Genomic DNA, 20,312 nt, shown 5'->3' with positions numbered 1-20,312 from the left:
TTTATTTTTACATACATCATAGCCTCGCAAAGGTATTTCATAGAATAAAAGTGAAACATTTTCTTAATATATTATATATTAGACAATTGCATCGGAAAATATATTTATTTTTGTCGAATAAGCTTCATGAGAGTTATATGCTTTATCTGGCAGGTATTTTTTTAGCGTTTTTTTTTACATTTCTTTTAATAACCAAAAGAAATAAAAGCACCGCAGATATTATCCTTGCTTGCTGGCTTAGTATTATTGGAATAAATTTAATAAGTCATTACTTATTGATTACAGGCCAGTACCTCCACTATCCTTCTTTTACTTTTTCCGGATTTTTGCTTCCTATAACCTATGGCCCATTCTTATATCTATATGTAAGAAAGCAGACCTCCCCAAGACCTCTAACATTAAAACAATTATTTCATTTTCTTCCTTTTATAGTATGTAATTTTTTATTCTGGTCATTTTATACTGCTTCATACGAAGAAAGAGTTGAAATTTTTAAACATGAGGGTCGGGAATTTCAAATCCAAATGTTCATAAGGCTATATCTGATTTATATATCTGGAATTTCTTATGCAATATTATCTTTTAGATACCTTTATCTATACAGAAGGAATATCGTTAAACAATTCTCTAATACTGATAAAATAAATTTTAACTGGCTACTATATCTTATTCTATGGATTAGTATAATTTGGGTGTTGGTAATCCTTACCGATCAGGTTAATATTATTTACGGTGCGGTCACTATATTTATTATATGGTTAGGATATTTTGGTATAAAACAGGTACATATATTTAATCAATCTAATTTCGTACCTATCGGTTATTTTCCAGCGAGCCCAGAATCATTTATAAAAGATGAGTCTAATATTTCGGATATCAATGATAAGAAATATCAAAAATCTGGATTAACAGAGGATAATATAGAGGATATACATTCACGTTTAATACAGTTATTAGATACAGAAAAACCTTTTGTAAATCCAAATCTTACATTAAATGAGCTTGCAAAAATGCTGGATGTTCATCCTAATTCTTTATCTCAGGTTATTAATTCCAAAGGAGAAAAAAACTTTTACGAATTAATAAATGAAAAAAGAATAAGTGAATACCTGGATAAAATTTCTGACCCCGAAAATAAACAATACACCCTTTTGGCCATAGCATTTGAATGTGGATTCAATTCTAAAACGTCCTTCAACAGAAATTTTAAAAAATATACCGGACTCACTCCAAGTGAGTATCAAAAACTACCTTAGGACTATTTTCAGGTACCATCTTTCAAGGAAAAGGTTTCAAAATACATAACTTATTGAAAACAAACACTTTAAAATAAGTTGTTTTTATATTCCATCTTTCCTATTGGAACGCATATCTGCTGAAGTAAAACAATCTTTGTAAAGATTTTTAAACTTTCAAAAGATATGATTACTATGAAACAAAAGAATGCTTTAATAGCATCTTTTACCATTTTCACTTTACTTCTTTCCTGTACGGACGGGCGCACAATTGAAGAAGCAGGCAACCTTATTCCAAAAACTGTAGACCAGGATTCATCATTGCCATCTATACAGGCGAACGGTGTATTATTACATTCTGAAGCATTTGGTCCCGAAAACGGAACAATTATCATCCCTCTTCATGGGGGACCCGGAGGCGATTACAGATATCTTCTTAACTGTAAAGATCTCACAGAAAACGGATATCGAGTTGTATTTTATGATCAGAGAGGATCTGGGTTATCACAACGTCTTCCTAAAAATTCATATACCTCCCTTGGTTCAAGTGTTATGGACTCGATGTATGATGAATTAAGCGCTGTCATTTCTCATTATCGTAAAAACTCAAATCAAAAAGTTATTCTTTTAGGTCATTCATGGGGAGCTATTCTGGCATCTGGCTATGCCGGAAAATACCCTAACGCTGTACAGGGTATAATCTTATGTGAACCGGGCGGTCTTAAATGGAATGATATAAAAGATTATGTGAAAAACTCCAGGTCATTCAAGTTATGGAGTGAAATTCTAAATGATGCTACTTATATAGATCAGTTTATATCTGGTAAAGAAGATCAGCATGAAATACTGGATTATAAAATGTCTATGCTGGCTTCTAAAAATGACATTACAGGAGAAGGTGACTTCGATCAGAGTATAAGTTGGAGAAGTGGCGCAGTAATTATGGATGCTCTTTTTGATAGTGGTGATAAATACAACATTGATTTTTCGAAAGGCTTACAAGCTTTCAATATTCCTGTATTGTTTTTTTATAGTGAAAAAAACAAGGCTTACCCGGATTCATGGGCCGAGAAGATAACAACAGTTTACAATCATGTAAATCGGGTAAAAATATCAGGTGTTGGACATGATGGTATTATAACCAACATAAATGCATGGAAAACCCAAACAAGACCGAACATTATCAGTTATATCAAAAGCCTTTAATCCTTACATACGATGAAAAATTTCAGACAATATATTATACTGTTATTATCAGGCTTTGCATTTATTGCCATAAAATCTCAAACCATTAACTGGTCTAGTCTTTCAAATACTGAAAAACATATTCTGAATGCGAATATAGGAGCAGAATATGGATTGATATTTGGTCTCGGATATGGATACAAACTCAACAATCGGCTTTTCCCAATAATTCTTGGTGTTGAATTTTCTATTCCTTCAGGCAATAATTTGTTCGATGATTTTAAAGTAAAAACAGGAGGAAATATAAGATGGATGAAAATTGGAAATATCCAACTTTCCACAAAGTTACATGGTATTTTCAGAAGATTTGAAAATGAGAATGTGGCATTAACTAATTTCGGGCTCGATATGTCGGGTAGTATAGGTTATTACAGGCCGCATTGGTTTACTACAATTGAAGCGGGGTTCGACAAAGCAATAGTTACCCACTTTAAACATTCTGCACGGTATCAAGAAATTTATCCAGAAGTGAAGAACGGATGGTATGAACCTGCTACGGGAGGAAACTTTTACTACAATCTCCAGGGAGGCTATTCATTCAGCAATCAGGAAATTTATCTGAAAGTTGGCAATATTATATCTCAGGATTTTAAAACTAAACCACAACTCCCTTACCTTTTGCAGATAGGTTATAACTATAAGCTTCCTTAAAATAAAAAAGCGGCCTTTAAGGGCCGCTTTCAATTTTATATAGAGATTATTTATTTTTCTCTTTTTTCTTTGATCTGCGCATCCAACACAGCAATTGTAGCAAGATTAACAATCTCATCTACGCTGGAACGCATCTGTACAATATGTACAGGTTTGTTTAATCCCATCAAGATTGGTCCAATTGTCTGAGAAACCTTCATACCTCTGATAATTTTATATGAAAGGTTAGCGGATTCCAGATTAGGGAAAACAAAACAGTTTGCCGGAGTTTCGCCTAATTTAGAGAATGGATAATCACTTAAATGATCGCTGTTCATTGCAAAATCCGGTTGAATTTCACCATCAACAACCATTTTAGGATATTTCTCATGAAGGATTTGTACTGCTTTTGCTACTTTCTTAGAAGTCTCAGAGTATCCTGAGAAGTTTTCAAAAGATAACATTGCAATTCTTGGTTCTATTGCTAGTGATCTTACAGTATGATCCAGCATTCTTGCTATATTTACAAGGTCTTCGGAAGTAGGATCTTGTATAATAGATGTATCTGCAAAGAAGTATTGTTTCTTGTTTGCAAGAATCATCATCATAGCAGAAACTTTACTTACACCATGATCTTTATCTATTACTTCCAGAACAGGCTTTAATACTGTAGAATAGTTTTTAGAGAATCCAACAACTAAAGCATCAGTATCACCATGACGAAGCATTAACGGACCGAAATAGTCTCTGTTTCTTACAAATCTTTTTGCTTTGTACTCGTTAATACCTTTTCTGTTACGAAGATTCCAAAGTGTTTCTCTGTATTTCTTTCTGTTTTCTTCCTGATCGTCTGCATTAGGATCTACAATTGGAAGATCTATATCGATACCGAATTTCTTCTTAGCTTCTTCAATAAGTGTTTTATCACCCAAAAGAATTGGCTTCGCAATACCTTCTTCAGCAAGAATCTGAGCTGCTTTTAGTACATTATATTCTTCAGCATTTCCTAAAGTTACTCTCTTCGGATTGGATTTCGCACGATTCTGCATCATTCTCAGAAGCTTCTCGTCCTTATTCATTCTGTCGATCAGACTATTTTCATAAGCTTCGAAGTCTTCAATAGGCTTAGCTGCTACACCACTTTCCATAGCTGCTTTTGCAACAGCAATAGAAACATCTGTTAACAATCTGTTATCAAACGGCTTTGGAATAAAATATTCTCTACCAAAGCTTAGGCTCTTAGCATTGTAAGCTAATACTACCATTTCTGGTACAGTTTTCTTGGCAATTTCTGCAATTGCATAAACTGCCGCAATTTTCATCGCTTCGTTAATTGCTGTAGCCTGTACATCTAATGCACCACGGAAAATATAAGGGAATCCTAATACGTTGTTTACCTGATTAGGAAAATCACTTCTTCCGGTTGCCATAATAACATCCTTACGAGTTTCCTGTGCCAGGTTATAATCGATTTCAGGAGTCGGGTTAGCTAAAGCAAAAACAATTGGATTCTCTTTCATAGAAAGTAACATCTCAGGAGACATTACGTTTCCTTTAGAAAGACCGATAAAAACATCAGATCCTTTTACAGCATCTTCTAATGTTTCGATATCTGTTTCTACGATGAAATCTAATTTTTCAGGAGTAAGGTTTGTTCTCTTGTGATTGATTACTCCTTTGGAGTCACACATCAAAACATTTTCCTTTCTAAGTCCCATTTCAATATAAAGTTTGGTACAAGCAATAGCTGCTGCTCCTGCTCCGTTTACCACAACTTTTACCTCTTCAATTTTTTTATCAGAAATTTCTAAAGCATTTAGTAAAGCTGCTGCAGAGATAATCGCAGTACCATGCTGATCATCGTGCATTAAAGGAATGTTCAATTCTTCCTTTAGTCTTCTTTCTATTTCAAATGCTTCCGGGGCTTTAATATCTTCAAGATTAATACCTCCGAAAGTTGGTGCAATTGCCTTAACTACCTGGATGAATTTTTCAGGATCTTTTTCATTGATCTCAATATCGAAAACGTTGATGTCCGCGAATATTTTGAATAAAAGCCCTTTTCCTTCCATTACCGGTTTTGAAGCTTCTGCTCCAATATCACCAAGTCCTAATACAGCGGTACCATTAGAAATAACAGCAACCAGATTGCCTTTACCTGTATAGTCGTACGCTTTGGAAACATCGTGGTGAATTTCCATACATGGTTCTGCTACTCCAGGAGAATAAGCCAACGACAAATCTCTTTGTGATGCGTGAGGTTTGGATGGTATTACTTCTATTTTGCCTTTCGGTTCGGCCTTATGATAGTCGAGAGCCGCCTGCTTCAATCTTTCTTGATCTCGTTGATTCATTAATTTTTATTTTATTATTTTAAAGTTGGAAAGATGTGATCCACATGGTATTGTACCAGATTAACGATCGGACGTTGCACAATTATTCCAAAATTCAGATTATACTGAGCTGTAACCGTTTTCAGGATGTCACCATATACATAAGCAATGGAACCAATAAAACTAATTTCAGCATCTTTTACTTCGCCATAAGGCAGAAGCTGGAACTCTATATAGTTTTTGAATTCTTCATAAATAAGATTCTGGATAAACGGATGTTCTTTCCATTTAGCCACAAACTTGTTAAACTCTGCAAAGTATGCATTTACCATAGTATTTTCATGATACATTTTCTGCAGAAGCAATTCTATGTTTAGTTCAGGGTATTCTTTTATAAACTCGCGCTCTAGTGATGGCGGTAATTTTTTCATAAAGAAATTCTTCACAATACGTTTTCCCATAGAGCTTCCTGCACCATCGTCCCCAAGAAGGAATCCTAGTGAAGGCAATTCTACTTTAATATCTTTTCCGTCGAAGTAACATGAGTTGGAACCAGTACCTAGAATACAAACCATTGTAGGCTTTCCTCTGTAAACAGCGTAGGCTGCTCCTAAAAGGTCCTCTTTAACCAGAATATCTGCTTTTGTAAAAACTACCTGAAGTTGTTCCCGTACAATGATACAATTCTCTTCTACTCCGCAACCCGAACCATAAAAAAATACATATTTGATGTCTTCTTTTATTTTTTCAAGGTCTTCATTTTTGTTGATTTCTACAGGAATTAAATGCGCTGCTGTGTTATTGGGATTGAATCCTTTAGTTGTTGTTCTCAGGACTTCTTCTCCTGAAGCTTTAAGAATCACCCAGTCGCATTTAGTAGAGCCACCGTCTACAATTGCTATCATGTATAAAATTTTTAAGACGCTAAATTAAAAAAATTATACGACTTCTGTATCAGATTCTTCTCTGTATTGTAACCAGTCCTTTATTTCGTCCTCCAAATAAGACATTTGCAAATGTAAAGCATCCAGAAAATCATCAGGAACTGGCTCGCCGTCATCACTGGTTTCCAAATTCCATAATTCTCTTGAAAAAATTTCATATTCTGCAAAAACCTGTTTAAATCGGGGGCTCTGATCCTCCAATTCCCGGATTTTATCCTGGTATTTCATGAATTTATCTGAATTAACGGAAGTTTTCATCTGTTTGCTATTTTGGGTTGCGTATAGTTAAATGTAGAAATATTTTTCATTCGGCAATCAATTTTAACATACACTTATTACATTTTAACATTAAGCCTTACATTTGCACAATTTCATTTTTTAATGGTTGCATTTATAATTAAACAAAAGCAAATATTATTTTTCATTATTGCGGGTGGACTGAGCGCTATTGTAGAGATTGGGCTTATGAAAGTCTTCAGTTATTATATTCCTGAATATATTCCGGCTGAAACTAAATGGCACGGAATTTCTTATCCGCTTAGTAATATTTTTTCCACAACCTGTGCTATTATTTTCAATTATTTTCTGAGCATTTGGTTTGTGTTCGAAAGAGGTAAACACTCTAAGAAAAAGGAGTTTACATACTTTATGGTGGTTTCGTTTATTTCAACAATCCTAAGCCTTATTGTATTTAATCTTCTTTTCAACAATCTTTTCCACGATCCGATTGATCTGGGTATTTATGTACTAAGTCCGATTATCTTCAGCAAGGCTTTGGCGATTGTTATTATTTCTGTACTTAATTTTAGTATTAAAAAGAGGGTTATCTTTAACGGCTGAAAATAATAGTAATGACAAAGCTTCTTAATTATCTCTGGCGAATTTGGTTCCTTATTATTGTTATTATTGCCACTGTACTTTGCGGGCTTTTAGTATATCCACTTTCTTTTAGTCCAAAGACTTTCAGAGCGTGTTATTTTTTCATGCGCATATGGTGTATAATGCTTTTCTATGGTATGGGATTTCGATACGAGCTAACATCACCAACAGGAAAGGTTATCGATCCCCAAAAAAAATATGTATTTGTCTCCAACCATACTTCTGTCATGGATATTATGCTAATGTGCATATTACATCCCAAACATCCTATTTGTTTTGTCGGAAAAAAGGAACTGGTAAAGATTCCCATATTCGGTACTATATATAAAAGGATATGTGTAATGGTAGACCGCACAAGTATGAGAAGCCGAACGGATGTATACCGCAGATGCGCCCAAAGAATGAATGAAGGACAGAATATTGTAATCTACCCTGAAGGCGGAGTTCCGGATGACACATCTATTGTACTGGATGAGTTTAAGGATGGAGCATTCACCCTATCTTCTAAACACCACTTCCCCATTGCTGTATATACATTCATCGGGCTGAAAGAGATGTTTCCGTTTGACAGCGGAAAAGGCCATCCCGGAAAAGTAAAAGTAATCTTAAATGATATATTACAACCCAATGAAAGTAAGGATGAAATGAAAAAAAATGCGTTCGAATTAATGTACAAAAGCATTTGTATAAATAAATAATCTATATTTGTGTTAACTAAATTTAATTTTAACAAAAACTAATAAATATGTTCGATTACCGTAATAAAACCAATTGGGGACAATTTGCGTCGCTCATCGTGGTTTTTTTCTTTTGGGGCTTTGTTGCAGCCAGTAATGATATTCTGATCCCCGTTTTCAAAAAGGCATTTGACCTTACTAATTTCCAAAGCCAACTTGTAGCATCTGCCTACTATATCGCTTATACGGTAGGAACATTATTATACTTAGCGATATCGAAAATTTTAAAATACGATGTATTAAACAAAATGGGATATAAAAACGGTCTTATCTTAGGCCTTTTAATATCTGCAGCGGGATCTTTAATCTTTATCCCTGCAGCGAATGCACATTCATTCCCATTAATGATTACAGCGCTTTTCGTAGTAGGATTAGGTTTCTCTTTACAACAGACCGTAGCCAACCCGCTAGCGATTGCGATTGGACCAGCACAAACAGGTTCTCAGCGTTTGACAATGGCCGGAGGTATTAATAACTTCGGTACCACTATCGGTCCATTAGTTGTTGCTTTCGCCATCTTCGGATCTGCAGCTGCAGCAAATGAAAATGCAGATATTGAAAGTGTTAAAATCCCTTATCTGGTACTAGGTGCAGCTTTTGTTTTAGCTGCTATATTCCTGAAATTCTCTTCACTTCCAAGTGTTACTGAAACACATGAAGTAGAAGAAGCTAATGAAATACAACAACCTCGTTCTTCTGTACTAAAATACCCACAATTAGTATTGGGGATGGTTGCTATATTCTTATATGTAGGTGTAGAAGTTGCAACAGCAAGTAATCTTCCTGCATATATGGAAAAAGAATTAGGTTTCCATACAAAAGATGTTGCTCCGTTTATCTCCCTATACTGGGCAAGTATGATGATCGGTCGTTGGAGTGGTGCTGTAGGCGCATTTAACCTACAGGGAATGACACTAAAAATCGCAAAATTCATTGCGCCTTATCTGGCTTTTGGTGTTTTCCTTGCTGTAAATGCTATTGCACAGCACGATCTGACTCCTTTCAAAATTTATCCTGCAATTATCCTTGTTATGATCATTGCAGATATCCTTTCCAAAGGTAATCCGGCAAGAATGCTAATGATCTTCTCTTTCATGGGTATAACGGCATTAGTTATCGGTATGCTTTCTTCCGGAATGGTATCCGTATACGCTTATACAAGTGTGGGATTATTCTGTAGTACGCTTTGGCCTTGTATTTTTGCCTTGGCAATTGCAGGACTTGGTAAGCATACCAATGAAGGTTCTAACTTCCTTATCATGATGATTATGGGTGGAGGGCTAATTGCTCCGCTACAGGGTTACCTTGCAGATTCAATAGGTATACATTTAAGCTATATTGTAGATGTAGTATGTTTCCTATACCTAATCTTCTATGCAATTAAGGTAAAAGGAATCCTGAAGAGCCAAGGTATTGATCTCGAAAAAACAGCTGCAGGTGGTGGACACTAAGAATAAGCTGATATATAAGAAAAGATTTTGGGCAGGCCTTTGGCTTGCCCAATTTTTTATATTCTTTCTGCTATCTAAGACGGAGAAGGGTGTATTGTTTTTTGAGAAATTATTTTCTGCAACTCAGAAGATCCGGGTAGGAATTATTAAGCATATTCTCTTTTCTACAGGGGATGCATTTTATCTGCTTCTGAGTATTTTTTTGATTGTCATAGCTGTATTATCCATCAGAAAAAAAAGCAGGAAAAGGGCATTGTTAATCTTACTGATTAGTATCAATATTTTATATTTCGTATACCAATCTTTATGGGGAATGTTATATTTTCAGAAGCCCTTATTAAGCAGAGACAAAATACAGACGATTGATACCGAAAAATTAAAGCCTCTTGCAGAATATTACCTACAGCAATGCATTATACTTCGTAAAGCTCATCCTTCAGAATCTTTTCGGATAGAATCTCAGACAGCTTTGGAAGCAGAAATAAAGGCACAACAGCAAACAATTGCTCATATATATGGAAAAGGCAACAGTATTGATATTTCGCTAAAGCCAAGCCTTTATAAAAGCGTTATGAGCTACACAGGTATTCTGGGCTATTACAATCCTTTCAGCTCCGAATCGCAATACAATCCAGAATTACCGCCTACCTACACTCCATTTACACTCTCTCACGAAACAGCACATCAGATAGGCTTTGCCAGAGAGGAGGAAGCAAACTTTATAGCTTTTATTATAGGAGAGAATTCCTCCAGTTATGAGCTAAAATACAGTGCTTACTGGTATGCTCTGAAGACAATATTATTCAATATATCTAAAAAAGACTTGAAATACAGTAAAAATTTCCTAAAAAATCTCCCAAAAGAGTTAATGAATGATTATAAGACTGAAAAAAAATTCTATAAAGATCATGAAGGAAAGGCTCAGGATTTTTTCTCTTTTACCAACAACCTTTTTCTGAAAAGTAACAGACAGGATGGAAGTATCACCTATAACTACTTCATTTACTTACTATTAGATCACCATAAAGAAAAAGGATTGCACCAATAGATGCAATCCCAAAAACACAAATGATGAAAAAAAATTTATTGCTTCGTGGGCAATAGGATACCCGATTAAAGCGATGTAAAAGTACAAAAATTTCAGATATAAACAAGTATTTTAAAATAAAAAAACATTTTTATTCCTATAGAAATTATAAATAAAATCGATTAGACGGTTATATGGGTAAGTTTATATCTATGAAAACCCCATTATTGCAAATAGATCCACTTTTTAAGCATAAAAAAAGAGAATCAGAATAATCTGATTCTCTTTTTAGTAGCGGGGACACGACTCGAACGTGCGACCTTCGGGTTATGAGCCCGACGAGCTACCTACTGCTCCACCCCGCGATGTATCTTTTGTCTTCCGAAGACTTTGTAGCGAAGACGGGACTTGAACCCGTGACCTTTGGGTTATGAATCCAACGCTCTAACCACCTGAGCTACCTCGCCGTTTTGGTGGTGCAAATATAGAAAATATTTACAACTCACCAAAATTTATTTCACTTTTATTAAAGATAAAGCTTCAGAAAAGTTGTTTGGTTTGGCGATAATTTTATTTCCTGCGTCCAAAAGGAAATATGTTGGCGTTGCGTGAACGTTATAAAGCTCTGAAACACTGCTACTCCAGCCTTTCAGCTCACTATCATTAATCCAAGGAAGAGATTTTACTCTGTTATTATAAGAAGCTGGATCAGAATCTAAAGATAATCCAATAACCTGAACTCCGTTTGCCTGTAATGCTTTATAATTTTCAATAATTTTAGGTAATTCGGCCTCACAATGAGAACATGTAGAAGACCAGAACATAATAAGCTTTTTCTTAGCTTTTACATCATGCAACGACTTAGCTGTGGTATTTAGAGGATTCGTAAATTTGTAATCTGGCAATATTTTTCCCAGCATCACATTCTCGTTGGACTTAATAGTAGCCGTTAAACGATCTGAAATCGTACATTTTAATGCTTTAGCCTCTGTAAGATATTTATTCTTTAATTCCTCCATTCCATAGATGTCGAAGAAGTCAATAAGTTCAGATAATACCATCTGCCCTCTTGGAGATTCTACATCTACAGTTTTTAGTAACTTTTCAACATCATTATTAATAGTTTCTTTCTTGGAATATGAAAGGTAATTGTAAAGCACCTGTCGGATTTGCGCTGAAGATTCAAGATATTCAGGTGAATTGTTGATAAACTTTATATAATCTTCCTGTTTCAGTGCCTGATTTCCATCTACATATTTCTGAAGATTTTGAGTATAAAACTTTAAAAAAGGATATTGTCCCATATCTCCATCTTTGTATGCAGAAAGCTTAGATATCTCTTTTTTCATAGCCATTCCAAATTCTGAATTTGGCTCATAGAAGTTTTGCATCTGGAGCAATACCGGAAGGATCTGCTCCTTCTTTTTTGCTATTCCTTGATAATCTGCGAATAGCTTATTGGCATTATCCGAAAATTCTACACTCGAAATTTTATTATTTGTCAGTGCTGTCTTTGCAGTAACATTTCCGTTTTCGGAAATTAGCATAAAAGCTGTATTAGCATCCGGAAAGTAAACCTTCATTAGACCGGAATAAGGCGTATCTACCTTAAAATTCCAACCATTAGCAGATTTTGTTCCGCTAGCTGCTATAACCTCTTTGGAGCCGTTATAAGAGTAAAGAAACGCGTTATCCGCTTTAAAATCTGAAGGGACTCCCACCTGAACAGTAAACTGAGCCGATGTCATCGAAAACAGCCCTAATAGTGCTATCGTTAAGAAATTCTTTTTCATGACCTAAAGTTATAAAAAAAACCTACATTTCTGTAGGTTTTACAACGTATTAAGTTTTTTTTCAGATATACTTATTTCAGTTTACCTTCTATATCTTCTTTTGTCAGGATAACTTCAGAAGTCTGATCAATATCATACATATAATCTTCCAGAACCTTTTCTGTAGTTCCTCTCAAACCTCTGGCACCTAATCCTTTTTCCATTGTAGCTTCAACAATAGCCTCGATAGCTTCATCTGTAAATTCAAGCTTAACATTATCCATTCTGAACAATTCTATAAACTGATTAATGATTGAATTTTTAGGTTCTTTCATAATACGAATCATCGTATCTTTTGTAAGCTTATCAAGGTGAGTAATGATAGGGAAACGTCCTAAAAGTTCAGGAATTAATCCAAAGCTCCTAAGGTCAATAGCATTAATATTTTCCAGGATATATTCCTCATCGTCCTTTTTATTGATTTTCTCACTGCTAAAACCGATGGCCTGCTTATTTAGTCTTCTTTCAATGATCTCTTTAATACCATCAAAAGCACCACCTGCAATAAACAGGATATTCTGAGTATTTACCTGAATATATTTCTGATCCGGGTGTTTTCTTCCTCCTTGTGGTGGTACATTTACAATACTACCTTCCAGAAGTTTCAACAAACCTTGTTGAACACCCTCTCCGGAAACGTCTCTGGTAATACTAGGATTATCAGACTTTCTTGCGATTTTGTCTATTTCATCTACAAAAACAATTCCTCTCTCGGCTCTTTCTACATCATAGTCGGCTACCATCAAAAGTCTGGAAAGAATACTTTCCACATCTTCTCCTACATAGCCTGCTTCTGTAAGAATTGTAGCATCTACAATACAAAAAGGTACATTAAGTTCTTTTGCAATTGTTTTTGCTAATAATGTTTTACCTGTTCCGGTTTCACCAACCATTAGTATATTAGACTTCTCCAATTCTACTTCTCTGTCAGCATTACCAGCATGCATCAACCTTTTATAATGGTTGTATACCGCAATGGATAATTGTTTCTTCGCCTGATCCTGACCTATAACATAGTCATCCAGAAATTCTTTGATCTCTCTTGGCTTTTTCAGATCATCTATATCGTAATCTGCAGGGCTAAGTGAATTTTTCCCAGAACCTGCAATCATTGCATGAGCCTGTTCTATACAGTTATTACAGATATAACCACTATTACCTGACACTAATATTTCAACTTCCTCTCTTTTTCTTCCACAAAAAGAACATTGGTTAGGATTCATCTAAATTTATTTTGATTTTATGATGCAAAAATGCTTAGAAAAATCTAAGCATTTGCAATTTTTTCTTGAATTTTTTGATATTCTTCAGGTGATAATTTCAATCGCTCTCTGGAGAAATCGATATCATGTAAATGTTGAAGCGGTACTAAATGAATATGAGCATGTGGAACTTCCAAACCTATAACAGCTACTCCTACTCTTTTGCACGGAATTGCAGCACCAACTTTTTTGGCTACTTTTTGTGCAAAACTGAAAAGTTCTTTAAATTCTTCTGAATCCAGATCGAAAATAAGATCAATCTCTTTTTTAGGAATTACTAATGTATGTCCTTCCACTAAAGGCATTACATCCAGAAAAGCTAAATGCTTTTCATCCTCCATTATTTTGTATGCAGGGATTTCTCCGTTAACTATTTTGGTGAAAATGCTGCTCATAATTATACTATTTAGTTTAAGCTAATTTCTAATACTTCAAACGATAACTTGTTTCCGTTTGGTAAAGTAATTTCTGCTGTTTCACCAACAACTTTACCTAACAGTCCTTTAGCAATAGGTGTATTTACTGAGATTCTACCTGACTTCAGGTCACTCTCATTATCTGGTACTAAAGTAAATGTTTGCATTTGCTTAGTTCCATTATTTTTAAGCTTCACAGTACATAAGATGGATACTTTTGAAGTATCTAACTGACTTTCATCAATTACCTTTGAAGTAGCAATAGTATCTTTTAGCTTAGAAATTCTCATTTCCAGCATTCCTTGGGCTTCTTTAGCTGCATCGTATTCTGCGTTTTCAGATAAATCACCTTTATCGCGAGCTTCTGCAATCTGTTGTGTAATTTTTGGTCTTTCAATGGTTTCCAACTGCTCTAGTTCGGTCTTCATTTTTTCTAAACCTTCTTTGGTTACATAACTCATAATACAATATTTTAGGTTAGTATAAATAAAATATCCGACCTTTGCCGGATACTCATGTCTTGATTAATTTTAGCAAATATATAATTTATTTTCAATAAAAAGAAATATATAGCATTTAATTATAAAACACTAATTATCAATGAATTAAAAACGTTCATTTAATTTTTTTCCTTAAAAAATTAAACTTCTCTCAACGAAACCTAAAAAAACACTAATATTTTCTATATTTATGCCATGAAAGTAGTTATTCAAAGAGTTTCGGAGTCTGAAGTGGTGGTAGAAAACCAATCTGTGGGCAAAATCGGAAAAGGTTTTATGCTTTTAATCGGAATTGATGAAAATGATGAGAAACAAGATGCAGACTGGCTTATACAAAAGATACTAAATCTTCGTGTTTTTGGAGATGAAGAAGGCAAACTGAATCTTTCTATTCTGGATATAAAAGGGGAACTCTTGTGCATTAGTCAATTCACTCTTATTGCTGATTACAAAAAGGGAAATCGCCCTTCTTTTATCAAGGCTGCAAAACCTGACAAAGCAATTCCTCTATTTGAATATTTCAAAGGGGAAATGGCCAAAAGCGGGTTAAAAACTGAGAGTGGAATCTTTGGTGCTGATATGAAGGTTTCTCTGATCAACGATGGGCCTGTAACTATTGTGATGGATTCGAAAACAAAACTATAGATTCAAACTTTAAGGGGAGAAAAAGCATAAAAAATGACCAAGAAATACCTGGCCATTTTCTTTTTTTATTTTAGCTGTATGCTAAACTTTCCTTTCTGACTGCCATCAGCCATCAGGCTTTTCCCTACAACCAGACTGTAGTCTCCTTTCTGGTTTAGATTGTATTCAATGTCTTGCCCAAAAGGTCCGTCAATACTCTGATTATTGAGTTCAACATTATTGAACCGGATATTCTGATTTCCGGATTCGGAGATAATCTTCCCTGTAATCTTCATATTTCTCATATTTTTCAAATGTATGATCAGCCTTTGATCTTCGTTGGTGAACTCATCTTCAAATGTTATAGGAAATGTTTGTACGTCTACTTCACGGGTAATTGTATTTCCTGTAACCTGTCGGCTCGGGCTGTGATCTTGTTTTATAGTATCAGTTTTGCTTATACTCACAGCGGAAGAGTCCTCTTTAGGGGGTTGCATTCTATGGGGACTTTTTGAACAAGCCACCATTATAAGCATAAGAGGCAGAAAAGAAGCAACTATCTTTTTCATATTATTTGGTATTAATCGTTTCGTAATAAAGCAACTTAGAAAGGAAGGATTTCTTTTGTTCTTTATTCACCTTATCTAAAACGTTAGATCTTAGCAGGTTATTATGAGAATCATCTGCATATTTTAATAAATAACGTTCATTAAAGTTAACAGAATTCTGGTGATAATCAGCAGAAAAGTCTTTGCGTTTCATATTTTCTCGGGTAACGATACCTCCCCAATTAACAAAACTGATTACCAAAACTGTAGCATAGAAAAACCAGAACATGGTATTAAAAAGGAATGCATTGGTTTTCTTCTTATGAATTTTAATAAATGTTATGCATAAACCTATTGTAGCGAGTATAAGAAAGGCATAAACGCCAAGACGTTTGTAAGTGAGTCCGTAATTGACAATATATTCGGTATTCTTCATCATAGCCGAAAACAGTAAAACAGTGTTCAGGACAATCCAAACTTTTGCCAACAGTTTCATTAATCCGGCTTTTGGATCAAAATTAAAAGATGATTTAAAATAAAACATAATCACAAATATCACCATGATAATGGAGAAAATTACTGCGCCTACTCTTTCATGGGTTTCTTCGGAAAGCTGAACAGGAGTTTTAGGAACCTCATAGAACTGCTCATAATTATAGCTCACAATAAAGAAAACAAGCAGAATATTTAGTAACAAAAATGTCATAACTCCACTCATTCTCTCAGCATCCAAACTAAGGAATGAATAAGTAGGTTTCTGATTTTTCTGAATATTGCTAAAGTCATTATCCAGAATAGACTGTTGCTTGTAGATCAGTCTTTCTACTACAAAATTCCAGTAGTTAAAGGCCAGAAAAAATCCCAGTACCCCCAGACAGAACAACTGCCAGAAATTGATATTCCAATTGATATTGGTAAACAGGTTTGCAAACTGATCACTTCCATAGGTATATACCACAAAAAATATAAAAACAAAAAATGCCGGAATCAGAATAACAGCTAATAATTTCTGCCATGTCCCGGATGAGTTTTTTTGAGGAAGCCATTTGTCAAAACTAAAAAAACGGCACAGAAACGTAAAACAGTTGGTAACAACGATCGGTAATATAAAAAGAGTTTTCAGTTTTCTGCTTTTACCACGAAATGAAAGAAGAATCAATGAGCTTACCAATGCAAGAAAGGACGGAAAATCGCCGTACCATGCAAATGCTCCTGCCGAAAGTATGCTTGTAGTAAATAGTATAAAAAATACACGGGTTTTATTGCGTTTTGGTGTATTGAAAAGGGTAAGTACTGCATAAATAATTGCTAACAAACCAAGATTAAGCCCCATATTTTCATTGTAGAAAATTGTCACGAAAAGGAATGTTGTCAGTAATATAAGATGATGTGTTTTCATAATCAAAGGTGTTGGTTTAATAAAATACGGGTGCTTGTTTCTGATAAATAAAGTTTTTCAAATGGTCAAAATTCTGCCAGAGTAAACTTTCGAAATCCCAATAAAAAAAAGGTTTCATTCGTTTTCCTTTCTGGTATGCTCTTATATATATCTTCAGATATTCCGGCAGTATAAGTGTGCCCAGAAATATTGCAGCAAGAAGATGAGCATTTAGCTTTCCGTTGCCTAAAAGAAGATATTGCATGGCAACTTCATCTTCGAAATTGGTTCCACAACCAGTAATAAGATGGTGTACATCGTGATTTTCCATTTTAGGAATCATGGTGAATCCATGTTGTTCATAAAATTCTCCCAGCCTTCGTCCCAGAGAATCTTTTTCAAAAAGTAGCAGTTGCTCTTCGGTGAATTGCCATTGCCTTTTCTTCTTTTTAAAATATTTTCTGTAGAGTTTCTGGGTATAATGGTATACAAATAGTAAAAATTGAACACGTATTTTTTTCATAATCTATAGTTTTTAATTACATAAGGCTGAGACCTATTAATACATAAAAAGCAGCAATAGGAATATTGATTGAAAGAATTAGAATTGATTTTAAGCAGGATTTGCGTTTTGTTTCATTAAAAAGCCCGTAAATAAGTAAGCCAAGAACTATTAATAGGTTCAGTATTGTCGCATAAATCAAAAGTAAATATCCGCTTGAGGCAAATACCTGGTCTTTCGTAAACAGATATCCGAAAAGACATATATTTCCTAATAAAAATGAAACTCCAAATACAAGCTTCCCTAAAATAATAATATCACGATTTTCCATAGTTTTTTAATTTAGGCCTGGGTAAGTGTAAAAACAGTAATCTCTGGACGCACCATAAAACGAACCTGTCGGGAGTGCCCTATTGCCCGGTTGATATACAACATCCTGCCATCTCGCAAGTCGATTTCTCCGGAAATGTATTTTTTATTTCTGACCGGCAAAACCGGTGTTATAACTCCCGGAATCCGACATTGCCCACCATGGGTATGTCCACTGAGAATCCATCCTTTATAACCATTCCATACATCGAGGTCACATACATCTGGATTATGGCACAAAACCAAACTCGCTTTTGTTTTATCATAATCTTTCATCACCTGAAGAGGATCAAAATTTGGAGACCACAAATCTTCAAAACCTATAAAATTCAGTCCTGAAATTTCTGCTTGTGCATTGTTCAGCATTTGGACTCCTGAATTTTTCATAATATCACAAATATTAATAGCAACATCAGTCTCGCTCCAGTTGAATCCGTAATCATGATTTCCCAATATTCCGAAGGTTGCAATTTTTCCTAATACAGCATGTCTCATCACTTTATGAAGTTGTGTATACTGTATTTCGTTTTCCCAACTTACATAATCGCCTGTGTATACTACAAAATCAGGATTGAAAGCTTTTGCCTCCTGAAAAACATCAATCAGGAAATTCCAATCAAAACGGTTTCCTACATGCATATCAGATATTTGCATTAATCTTTTCCCCTTCAGATGATCGGGCAAATTCTTTACTGGTAATTCTCTCTGAACAAACTCTACCCAGAAGGGCTCTATCTGCCAGGAATACAGCACAGGGAATGCACCAATAGCAGATACCTGCAATAATCGTTTAATAAATGTTTTTCTGTTCATTTGTGAATTATACTTATAACGTTAATTCCCGGCTAATGGAGTCCCGAATATCCCGACAGCTAATTCTGCCCAAATAAGAAATAAAACAATTAGCACTAGTGCTATGCAGATAAACTGAAATGCTTTTATTTTCACTCTGCGCATAATAAGATCTATAGTAAAAGCAGTGGTAAAAAGCAGAAAACCAGCAATAATAAAATCCAGAAGAGACCATTTAATTTCTTTTGAAAGCTGCATCCCGATAAGAGGGATGATTAATAGTAAGGTTGCAACTGAATAAATTGCAAAGCTTCTTTGTTTTGGTGTCATAATCATTATTTTAAGTAATTAAAAATATAAAGTACTTTGTATTTCAAAGTTGATTTTCAAAAAAATATAACTTTATCTCCCAAGCAATTTTTCCAGCGCATTCAGATGTTCTGAAAAAGCTTGTCTTCCGGAGTTAGTAACTCTATAAGATGTCTTTGGTTTCTTACCGATAAATTCTTTCTTTATTTCAATATATCCGACTTTCTCCAGTGCTGTACTATGACTGGCCAAGTTACCATCCGTAACTTCCAGCAATCCTTTCATTTCTGTAAAGTCAACCCAGTCGTTTACCATAAGAACGGACATTATTCCCAATCTCACCCGACTTTCAAATTCTTTATTGAGTTGATTTACTTTAATCATTTTAATATTATTCTGTTAATTCCAAAATAGTCATACAAAGTCCTATTTATTGATTACCCTTTTTAGTTCTGTATTTTCTTCAGTTATCCTATATCTGAAAAACATGAACAAACTACTTTACAGAGAATGGCCGCAAAAATAAGGATAAAAAATTTCCACTCTTTTACATTTTTCCTTTAATCGAAGAAAATCTTATTTCTTATACATGAGTATACCATATACAATGTGCAAAACGCCAAATCCTAAAGCCCAAAAAAGTAATCCATGTCCGGAGAAAAAAAGTGCTATAATTCCTAATATCATTTCAGAAATCCCTAAAAACCTTACAACATCCAGAGTATACTTCTCGGCACAAAATAAAGCTGCTCCATATACAAACAACATCATTGGTGCGAGCAATATATAGTATTGCTGTACAACAAGACCTATACAGAATACCCCGCCTAAAGCTAAAGGAACACAAAAATTGAACAATAGTTTTTTAGTCGCTGCTGTCCAGAAAGGCTGATCGGACTTTTTAATATTTCTCCAGGTAAATAATCCTCCGAAAAATATTGCGGACACTAATACAATCAGTGCAACAATAATAAGATGGGTAACCTTATCTTCTGCTGTATGTATGCTTCTTCCTTCATAATCAAATCCGGTGGCACCTAAATAATTATAAGCATAAGCTGCTCCCAATAAAGCAATAACTCCTGCTACTATTCCGGACATACCACTAAGTGACAGGAAACGTGTGGAACGTTCCATCATATGACGGATATGAGACAAATCTTTATGATAATTCTGATCCATATAAAGAACTTTGAATTACAAAGCTACAATTTATTTTCAATTACAAAAATATTTTTTGAAATTTTTAGTATTGTTCAAAACCAATTTCTCAAATCATTAACTTTAGAAAGCTAAACA

22 protein-coding genes and 2 tRNA genes are annotated in these 20,312 nt (G+C 34.6%); 8 read left to right on the top strand and 16 right to left on the bottom strand.

The genetic code is table 11. From position 1 onward, the window contains the following. The first annotated feature begins 524 nt into the window (after window positions 1-524). The 3 genes from C8J95_RS18720 (at window position 525) to C8J95_RS15665 (ending at window position 3,131) form a co-directional block, all read left to right on the top strand. Window positions 525-1,256 carry an AraC family transcriptional regulator gene (locus C8J95_RS18720; RefSeq protein WP_158267957.1) on the top strand — a complete coding sequence of 244 codons (732 nt, stop codon included), beginning with the start codon at window positions 525-527 and terminating at the stop codon, window positions 1,254-1,256. 174 nt (window positions 1,257-1,430) lie between these two features. Further along, window positions 1,431-2,441 (top strand): alpha/beta fold hydrolase, encoded by a 1,011-nt coding sequence (locus tag C8J95_RS15670; protein WP_158267956.1) that lies wholly within the window; start codon window positions 1,431-1,433, stop codon window positions 2,439-2,441. Window positions 2,442-2,453: 12 nt separating this feature from the next. Next, window positions 2,454-3,131, top strand: coding sequence for a hypothetical protein (locus tag C8J95_RS15665; RefSeq protein ID WP_255412840.1), 678 nt, complete (start codon window positions 2,454-2,456; stop codon window positions 3,129-3,131). A gap of 50 nt (window positions 3,132-3,181) precedes the next feature. Here the strand turns inward: C8J95_RS15665 and C8J95_RS15660 are convergent, their stop codons facing one another. Genes C8J95_RS15660 through C8J95_RS15650 form a run of 3 tightly spaced genes read right to left on the bottom strand, consistent with a single transcriptional unit; the run spans window position 3,182 to window position 6,645 of the window. After that, window positions 3,182-5,464 (bottom strand): NADP-dependent malic enzyme, encoded by a 2,283-nt coding sequence (locus C8J95_RS15660; protein ID WP_107809673.1) that lies wholly within the window; start codon window positions 5,462-5,464, stop codon window positions 3,182-3,184. 14 nt (window positions 5,465-5,478) lie between these two features. Further along, window positions 5,479-6,348 carry a BadF/BadG/BcrA/BcrD ATPase family protein gene (locus C8J95_RS15655; RefSeq protein ID WP_107809672.1) on the bottom strand — a complete coding sequence of 290 codons (870 nt, stop codon included), beginning with the start codon at window positions 6,346-6,348 and terminating at the stop codon, window positions 5,479-5,481. A gap of 33 nt (window positions 6,349-6,381) precedes the next feature. Next, window positions 6,382-6,645 (bottom strand): hypothetical protein, encoded by a 264-nt coding sequence (locus tag C8J95_RS15650; protein ID WP_107809671.1) that lies wholly within the window; start codon window positions 6,643-6,645, stop codon window positions 6,382-6,384. A gap of 123 nt (window positions 6,646-6,768) precedes the next feature. On the opposite strand from C8J95_RS15650, the gene C8J95_RS15645 reads away from it, so the two are divergent. From C8J95_RS15645 to C8J95_RS15630, 4 genes are read left to right on the top strand one after another with little or no spacing between them, the layout of a single operon-like run. Then, window positions 6,769-7,227, top strand: a complete 459-nt coding sequence (locus C8J95_RS15645; RefSeq protein WP_107809670.1) for a GtrA family protein — start codon at window positions 6,769-6,771, stop codon at window positions 7,225-7,227. A gap of 11 nt (window positions 7,228-7,238) precedes the next feature. Next, complete coding sequence (locus C8J95_RS15640; RefSeq protein ID WP_255412839.1) at window positions 7,239-7,964, top strand: 1-acyl-sn-glycerol-3-phosphate acyltransferase; 726 nt, start codon at window positions 7,239-7,241, stop codon at window positions 7,962-7,964. A gap of 47 nt (window positions 7,965-8,011) precedes the next feature. Continuing rightward, window positions 8,012-9,454: an MFS transporter gene (locus C8J95_RS15635; RefSeq protein WP_107809668.1), complete on the top strand. Its 1,443-nt coding sequence runs from the start codon at window positions 8,012-8,014 to the stop codon at window positions 9,452-9,454. Next, window positions 9,441-10,502, top strand: a complete 1,062-nt coding sequence (locus C8J95_RS15630) for a DUF3810 domain-containing protein (RefSeq protein WP_370446834.1) — start codon at window positions 9,441-9,443, stop codon at window positions 10,500-10,502. Before C8J95_RS15635 ends, C8J95_RS15630 begins: the two co-directional genes overlap by 14 nt. 271 nt (window positions 10,503-10,773) lie before the next feature. Here C8J95_RS15630 and C8J95_RS15625 read toward each other — a convergent pair. The 6 genes from C8J95_RS15625 to greA form a co-directional block, all read right to left on the bottom strand. Further along, window positions 10,774-10,846 (bottom strand) — tRNA-Met (locus C8J95_RS15625). A 28-nt stretch (window positions 10,847-10,874) separates the two neighbouring features. Then, window positions 10,875-10,948, bottom strand: a tRNA-Met gene (locus C8J95_RS15620). A gap of 45 nt (window positions 10,949-10,993) precedes the next feature. Then, on the bottom strand, window positions 10,994-12,274 hold the full coding sequence (locus tag C8J95_RS15615) for a TlpA disulfide reductase family protein (protein WP_185124626.1): 1,281 nt from the start codon (window positions 12,272-12,274) through the stop codon (window positions 10,994-10,996). A gap of 71 nt (window positions 12,275-12,345) precedes the next feature. Beyond that, the gene (gene clpX / locus C8J95_RS15610; protein WP_107809665.1) at window positions 12,346-13,536 is read right to left on the bottom strand and encodes an ATP-dependent Clp protease ATP-binding subunit ClpX; all 1,191 of its coding nucleotides are present in this window, start codon (window positions 13,534-13,536) and stop codon (window positions 12,346-12,348) included. A 44-nt stretch (window positions 13,537-13,580) separates the two neighbouring features. Further along, window positions 13,581-13,970, bottom strand: a complete 390-nt coding sequence (locus C8J95_RS15605; protein ID WP_009089026.1) for an HIT family protein — start codon at window positions 13,968-13,970, stop codon at window positions 13,581-13,583. An 11-nt stretch (window positions 13,971-13,981) separates the two neighbouring features. Beyond that, a complete protein-coding gene (gene greA, locus C8J95_RS15600) occupies window positions 13,982-14,452 on the bottom strand; it encodes a transcription elongation factor GreA (protein WP_059324963.1) in 471 nt (156 codons plus the stop codon). A 234-nt stretch (window positions 14,453-14,686) separates the two neighbouring features. Between greA and dtd the strand changes: the two genes are divergently transcribed. Beyond that, window positions 14,687-15,136, top strand: coding sequence for a D-aminoacyl-tRNA deacylase (gene dtd / locus C8J95_RS15595; protein ID WP_107809664.1), 450 nt, complete (start codon window positions 14,687-14,689; stop codon window positions 15,134-15,136). Between the two features lie 65 nt (window positions 15,137-15,201). Here dtd and C8J95_RS15590 read toward each other — a convergent pair whose 3' ends face one another. The 7 genes from C8J95_RS15590 to C8J95_RS15555 form a co-directional block, all read right to left on the bottom strand. Next, window positions 15,202-15,684, bottom strand: a complete 483-nt coding sequence (locus C8J95_RS15590; RefSeq protein ID WP_107809663.1) for a hypothetical protein — start codon at window positions 15,682-15,684, stop codon at window positions 15,202-15,204. 1 nt (window position 15,685) lies between these two features. Then, window positions 15,686-17,062, bottom strand: coding sequence for a DUF4173 domain-containing protein (locus C8J95_RS15585; protein WP_107809662.1), 1,377 nt, complete (start codon window positions 17,060-17,062; stop codon window positions 15,686-15,688). 16 nt (window positions 17,063-17,078) lie between these two features. Beyond that, on the bottom strand, window positions 17,079-17,564 hold the full coding sequence (locus C8J95_RS15580) for a Coq4 family protein (RefSeq protein WP_107809661.1): 486 nt from the start codon (window positions 17,562-17,564) through the stop codon (window positions 17,079-17,081). Window positions 17,565-17,885: 321 nt separating this feature from the next. Continuing rightward, on the bottom strand, window positions 17,886-18,725 hold the full coding sequence (locus C8J95_RS15570) for a metallophosphoesterase (protein ID WP_107809659.1): 840 nt from the start codon (window positions 18,723-18,725) through the stop codon (window positions 17,886-17,888). Between the two features lie 21 nt (window positions 18,726-18,746). Then, on the bottom strand, window positions 18,747-19,034 hold the full coding sequence (locus tag C8J95_RS15565) for a hypothetical protein (RefSeq protein WP_107809689.1): 288 nt from the start codon (window positions 19,032-19,034) through the stop codon (window positions 18,747-18,749). A 72-nt stretch (window positions 19,035-19,106) separates the two neighbouring features. Next, on the bottom strand, window positions 19,107-19,397 hold the full coding sequence (locus tag C8J95_RS15560) for a transcriptional regulator (protein ID WP_107809658.1): 291 nt from the start codon (window positions 19,395-19,397) through the stop codon (window positions 19,107-19,109). 192 nt (window positions 19,398-19,589) lie between these two features. Further along, a complete protein-coding gene (locus tag C8J95_RS15555; protein ID WP_107809657.1) occupies window positions 19,590-20,195 on the bottom strand; it encodes a hypothetical protein in 606 nt (201 codons plus the stop codon). Window positions 20,196-20,312 lie beyond the last annotated feature (117 nt).

Source organism: Elizabethkingia sp. YR214 (assembly GCF_003058195.1).
GTDB lineage: Bacteria > Bacteroidota > Bacteroidia > Flavobacteriales > Weeksellaceae > Elizabethkingia.
The sequence above is the reverse complement of the archived record's forward strand: the minus strand, read 5'-3'. Positions and strand labels throughout refer to the sequence as shown.

Excerpts from the sequence above, each read along its gene's own strand:
- C8J95_RS15640 (WP_255412839.1), top strand. The coding sequence starts at position 7,239 with ATGACAAAGCTTCTTAATTATCTCTGGCGAATTTGGTTCCTTATTATT.
- C8J95_RS15585 (WP_107809662.1), bottom strand. The coding sequence starts at position 17,062 with ATGAAAACACATCATCTTATATTACTGACAACATTCCTTTTCGTGACA.
- clpX (WP_107809665.1), bottom strand. The coding sequence starts at position 13,536 with ATGAATCCTAACCAATGTTCTTTTTGTGGAAGAAAAAGAGAGGAAGTT.
- C8J95_RS15635 (WP_107809668.1), top strand. The coding sequence starts at position 8,012 with ATGTTCGATTACCGTAATAAAACCAATTGGGGACAATTTGCGTCGCTC.
- C8J95_RS15560 (WP_107809658.1), bottom strand. The coding sequence starts at position 19,397 with ATGATTAAAGTAAATCAACTCAATAAAGAATTTGAAAGTCGGGTGAGA.
- C8J95_RS15655 (WP_107809672.1), bottom strand. The coding sequence starts at position 6,348 with ATGATAGCAATTGTAGACGGTGGCTCTACTAAATGCGACTGGGTGATT.
- C8J95_RS15570 (WP_107809659.1), bottom strand. The coding sequence starts at position 18,725 with ATGAACAGAAAAACATTTATTAAACGATTATTGCAGGTATCTGCTATT.
- greA (WP_059324963.1), bottom strand. The coding sequence starts at position 14,452 with ATGAGTTATGTAACCAAAGAAGGTTTAGAAAAAATGAAGACCGAACTA.
- dtd (WP_107809664.1), top strand. The coding sequence starts at position 14,687 with ATGAAAGTAGTTATTCAAAGAGTTTCGGAGTCTGAAGTGGTGGTAGAA.
- C8J95_RS15670 (WP_158267956.1), top strand. The coding sequence starts at position 1,431 with ATGAAACAAAAGAATGCTTTAATAGCATCTTTTACCATTTTCACTTTA.
- C8J95_RS15665 (WP_255412840.1), top strand. The coding sequence starts at position 2,454 with ATGAAAAATTTCAGACAATATATTATACTGTTATTATCAGGCTTTGCA.
- C8J95_RS15645 (WP_107809670.1), top strand. The coding sequence starts at position 6,769 with ATGGTTGCATTTATAATTAAACAAAAGCAAATATTATTTTTCATTATT.
- C8J95_RS15660 (WP_107809673.1), bottom strand. The coding sequence starts at position 5,464 with ATGAATCAACGAGATCAAGAAAGATTGAAGCAGGCGGCTCTCGACTAT.
- C8J95_RS15590 (WP_107809663.1), bottom strand. The coding sequence starts at position 15,684 with ATGAAAAAGATAGTTGCTTCTTTTCTGCCTCTTATGCTTATAATGGTG.
- C8J95_RS15605 (WP_009089026.1), bottom strand. The coding sequence starts at position 13,970 with ATGAGCAGCATTTTCACCAAAATAGTTAACGGAGAAATCCCTGCATAC.
- C8J95_RS15555 (WP_107809657.1), bottom strand. The coding sequence starts at position 20,195 with ATGGATCAGAATTATCATAAAGATTTGTCTCATATCCGTCATATGATG.
- C8J95_RS15580 (WP_107809661.1), bottom strand. The coding sequence starts at position 17,564 with ATGAAAAAAATACGTGTTCAATTTTTACTATTTGTATACCATTATACC.
- C8J95_RS15650 (WP_107809671.1), bottom strand. The coding sequence starts at position 6,645 with ATGAAAACTTCCGTTAATTCAGATAAATTCATGAAATACCAGGATAAA.
- C8J95_RS15565 (WP_107809689.1), bottom strand. The coding sequence starts at position 19,034 with ATGACACCAAAACAAAGAAGCTTTGCAATTTATTCAGTTGCAACCTTA.
- C8J95_RS15615 (WP_185124626.1), bottom strand. The coding sequence starts at position 12,274 with ATGAAAAAGAATTTCTTAACGATAGCACTATTAGGGCTGTTTTCGATG.
- C8J95_RS18720 (WP_158267957.1), top strand. The coding sequence starts at position 525 with ATGTTCATAAGGCTATATCTGATTTATATATCTGGAATTTCTTATGCA.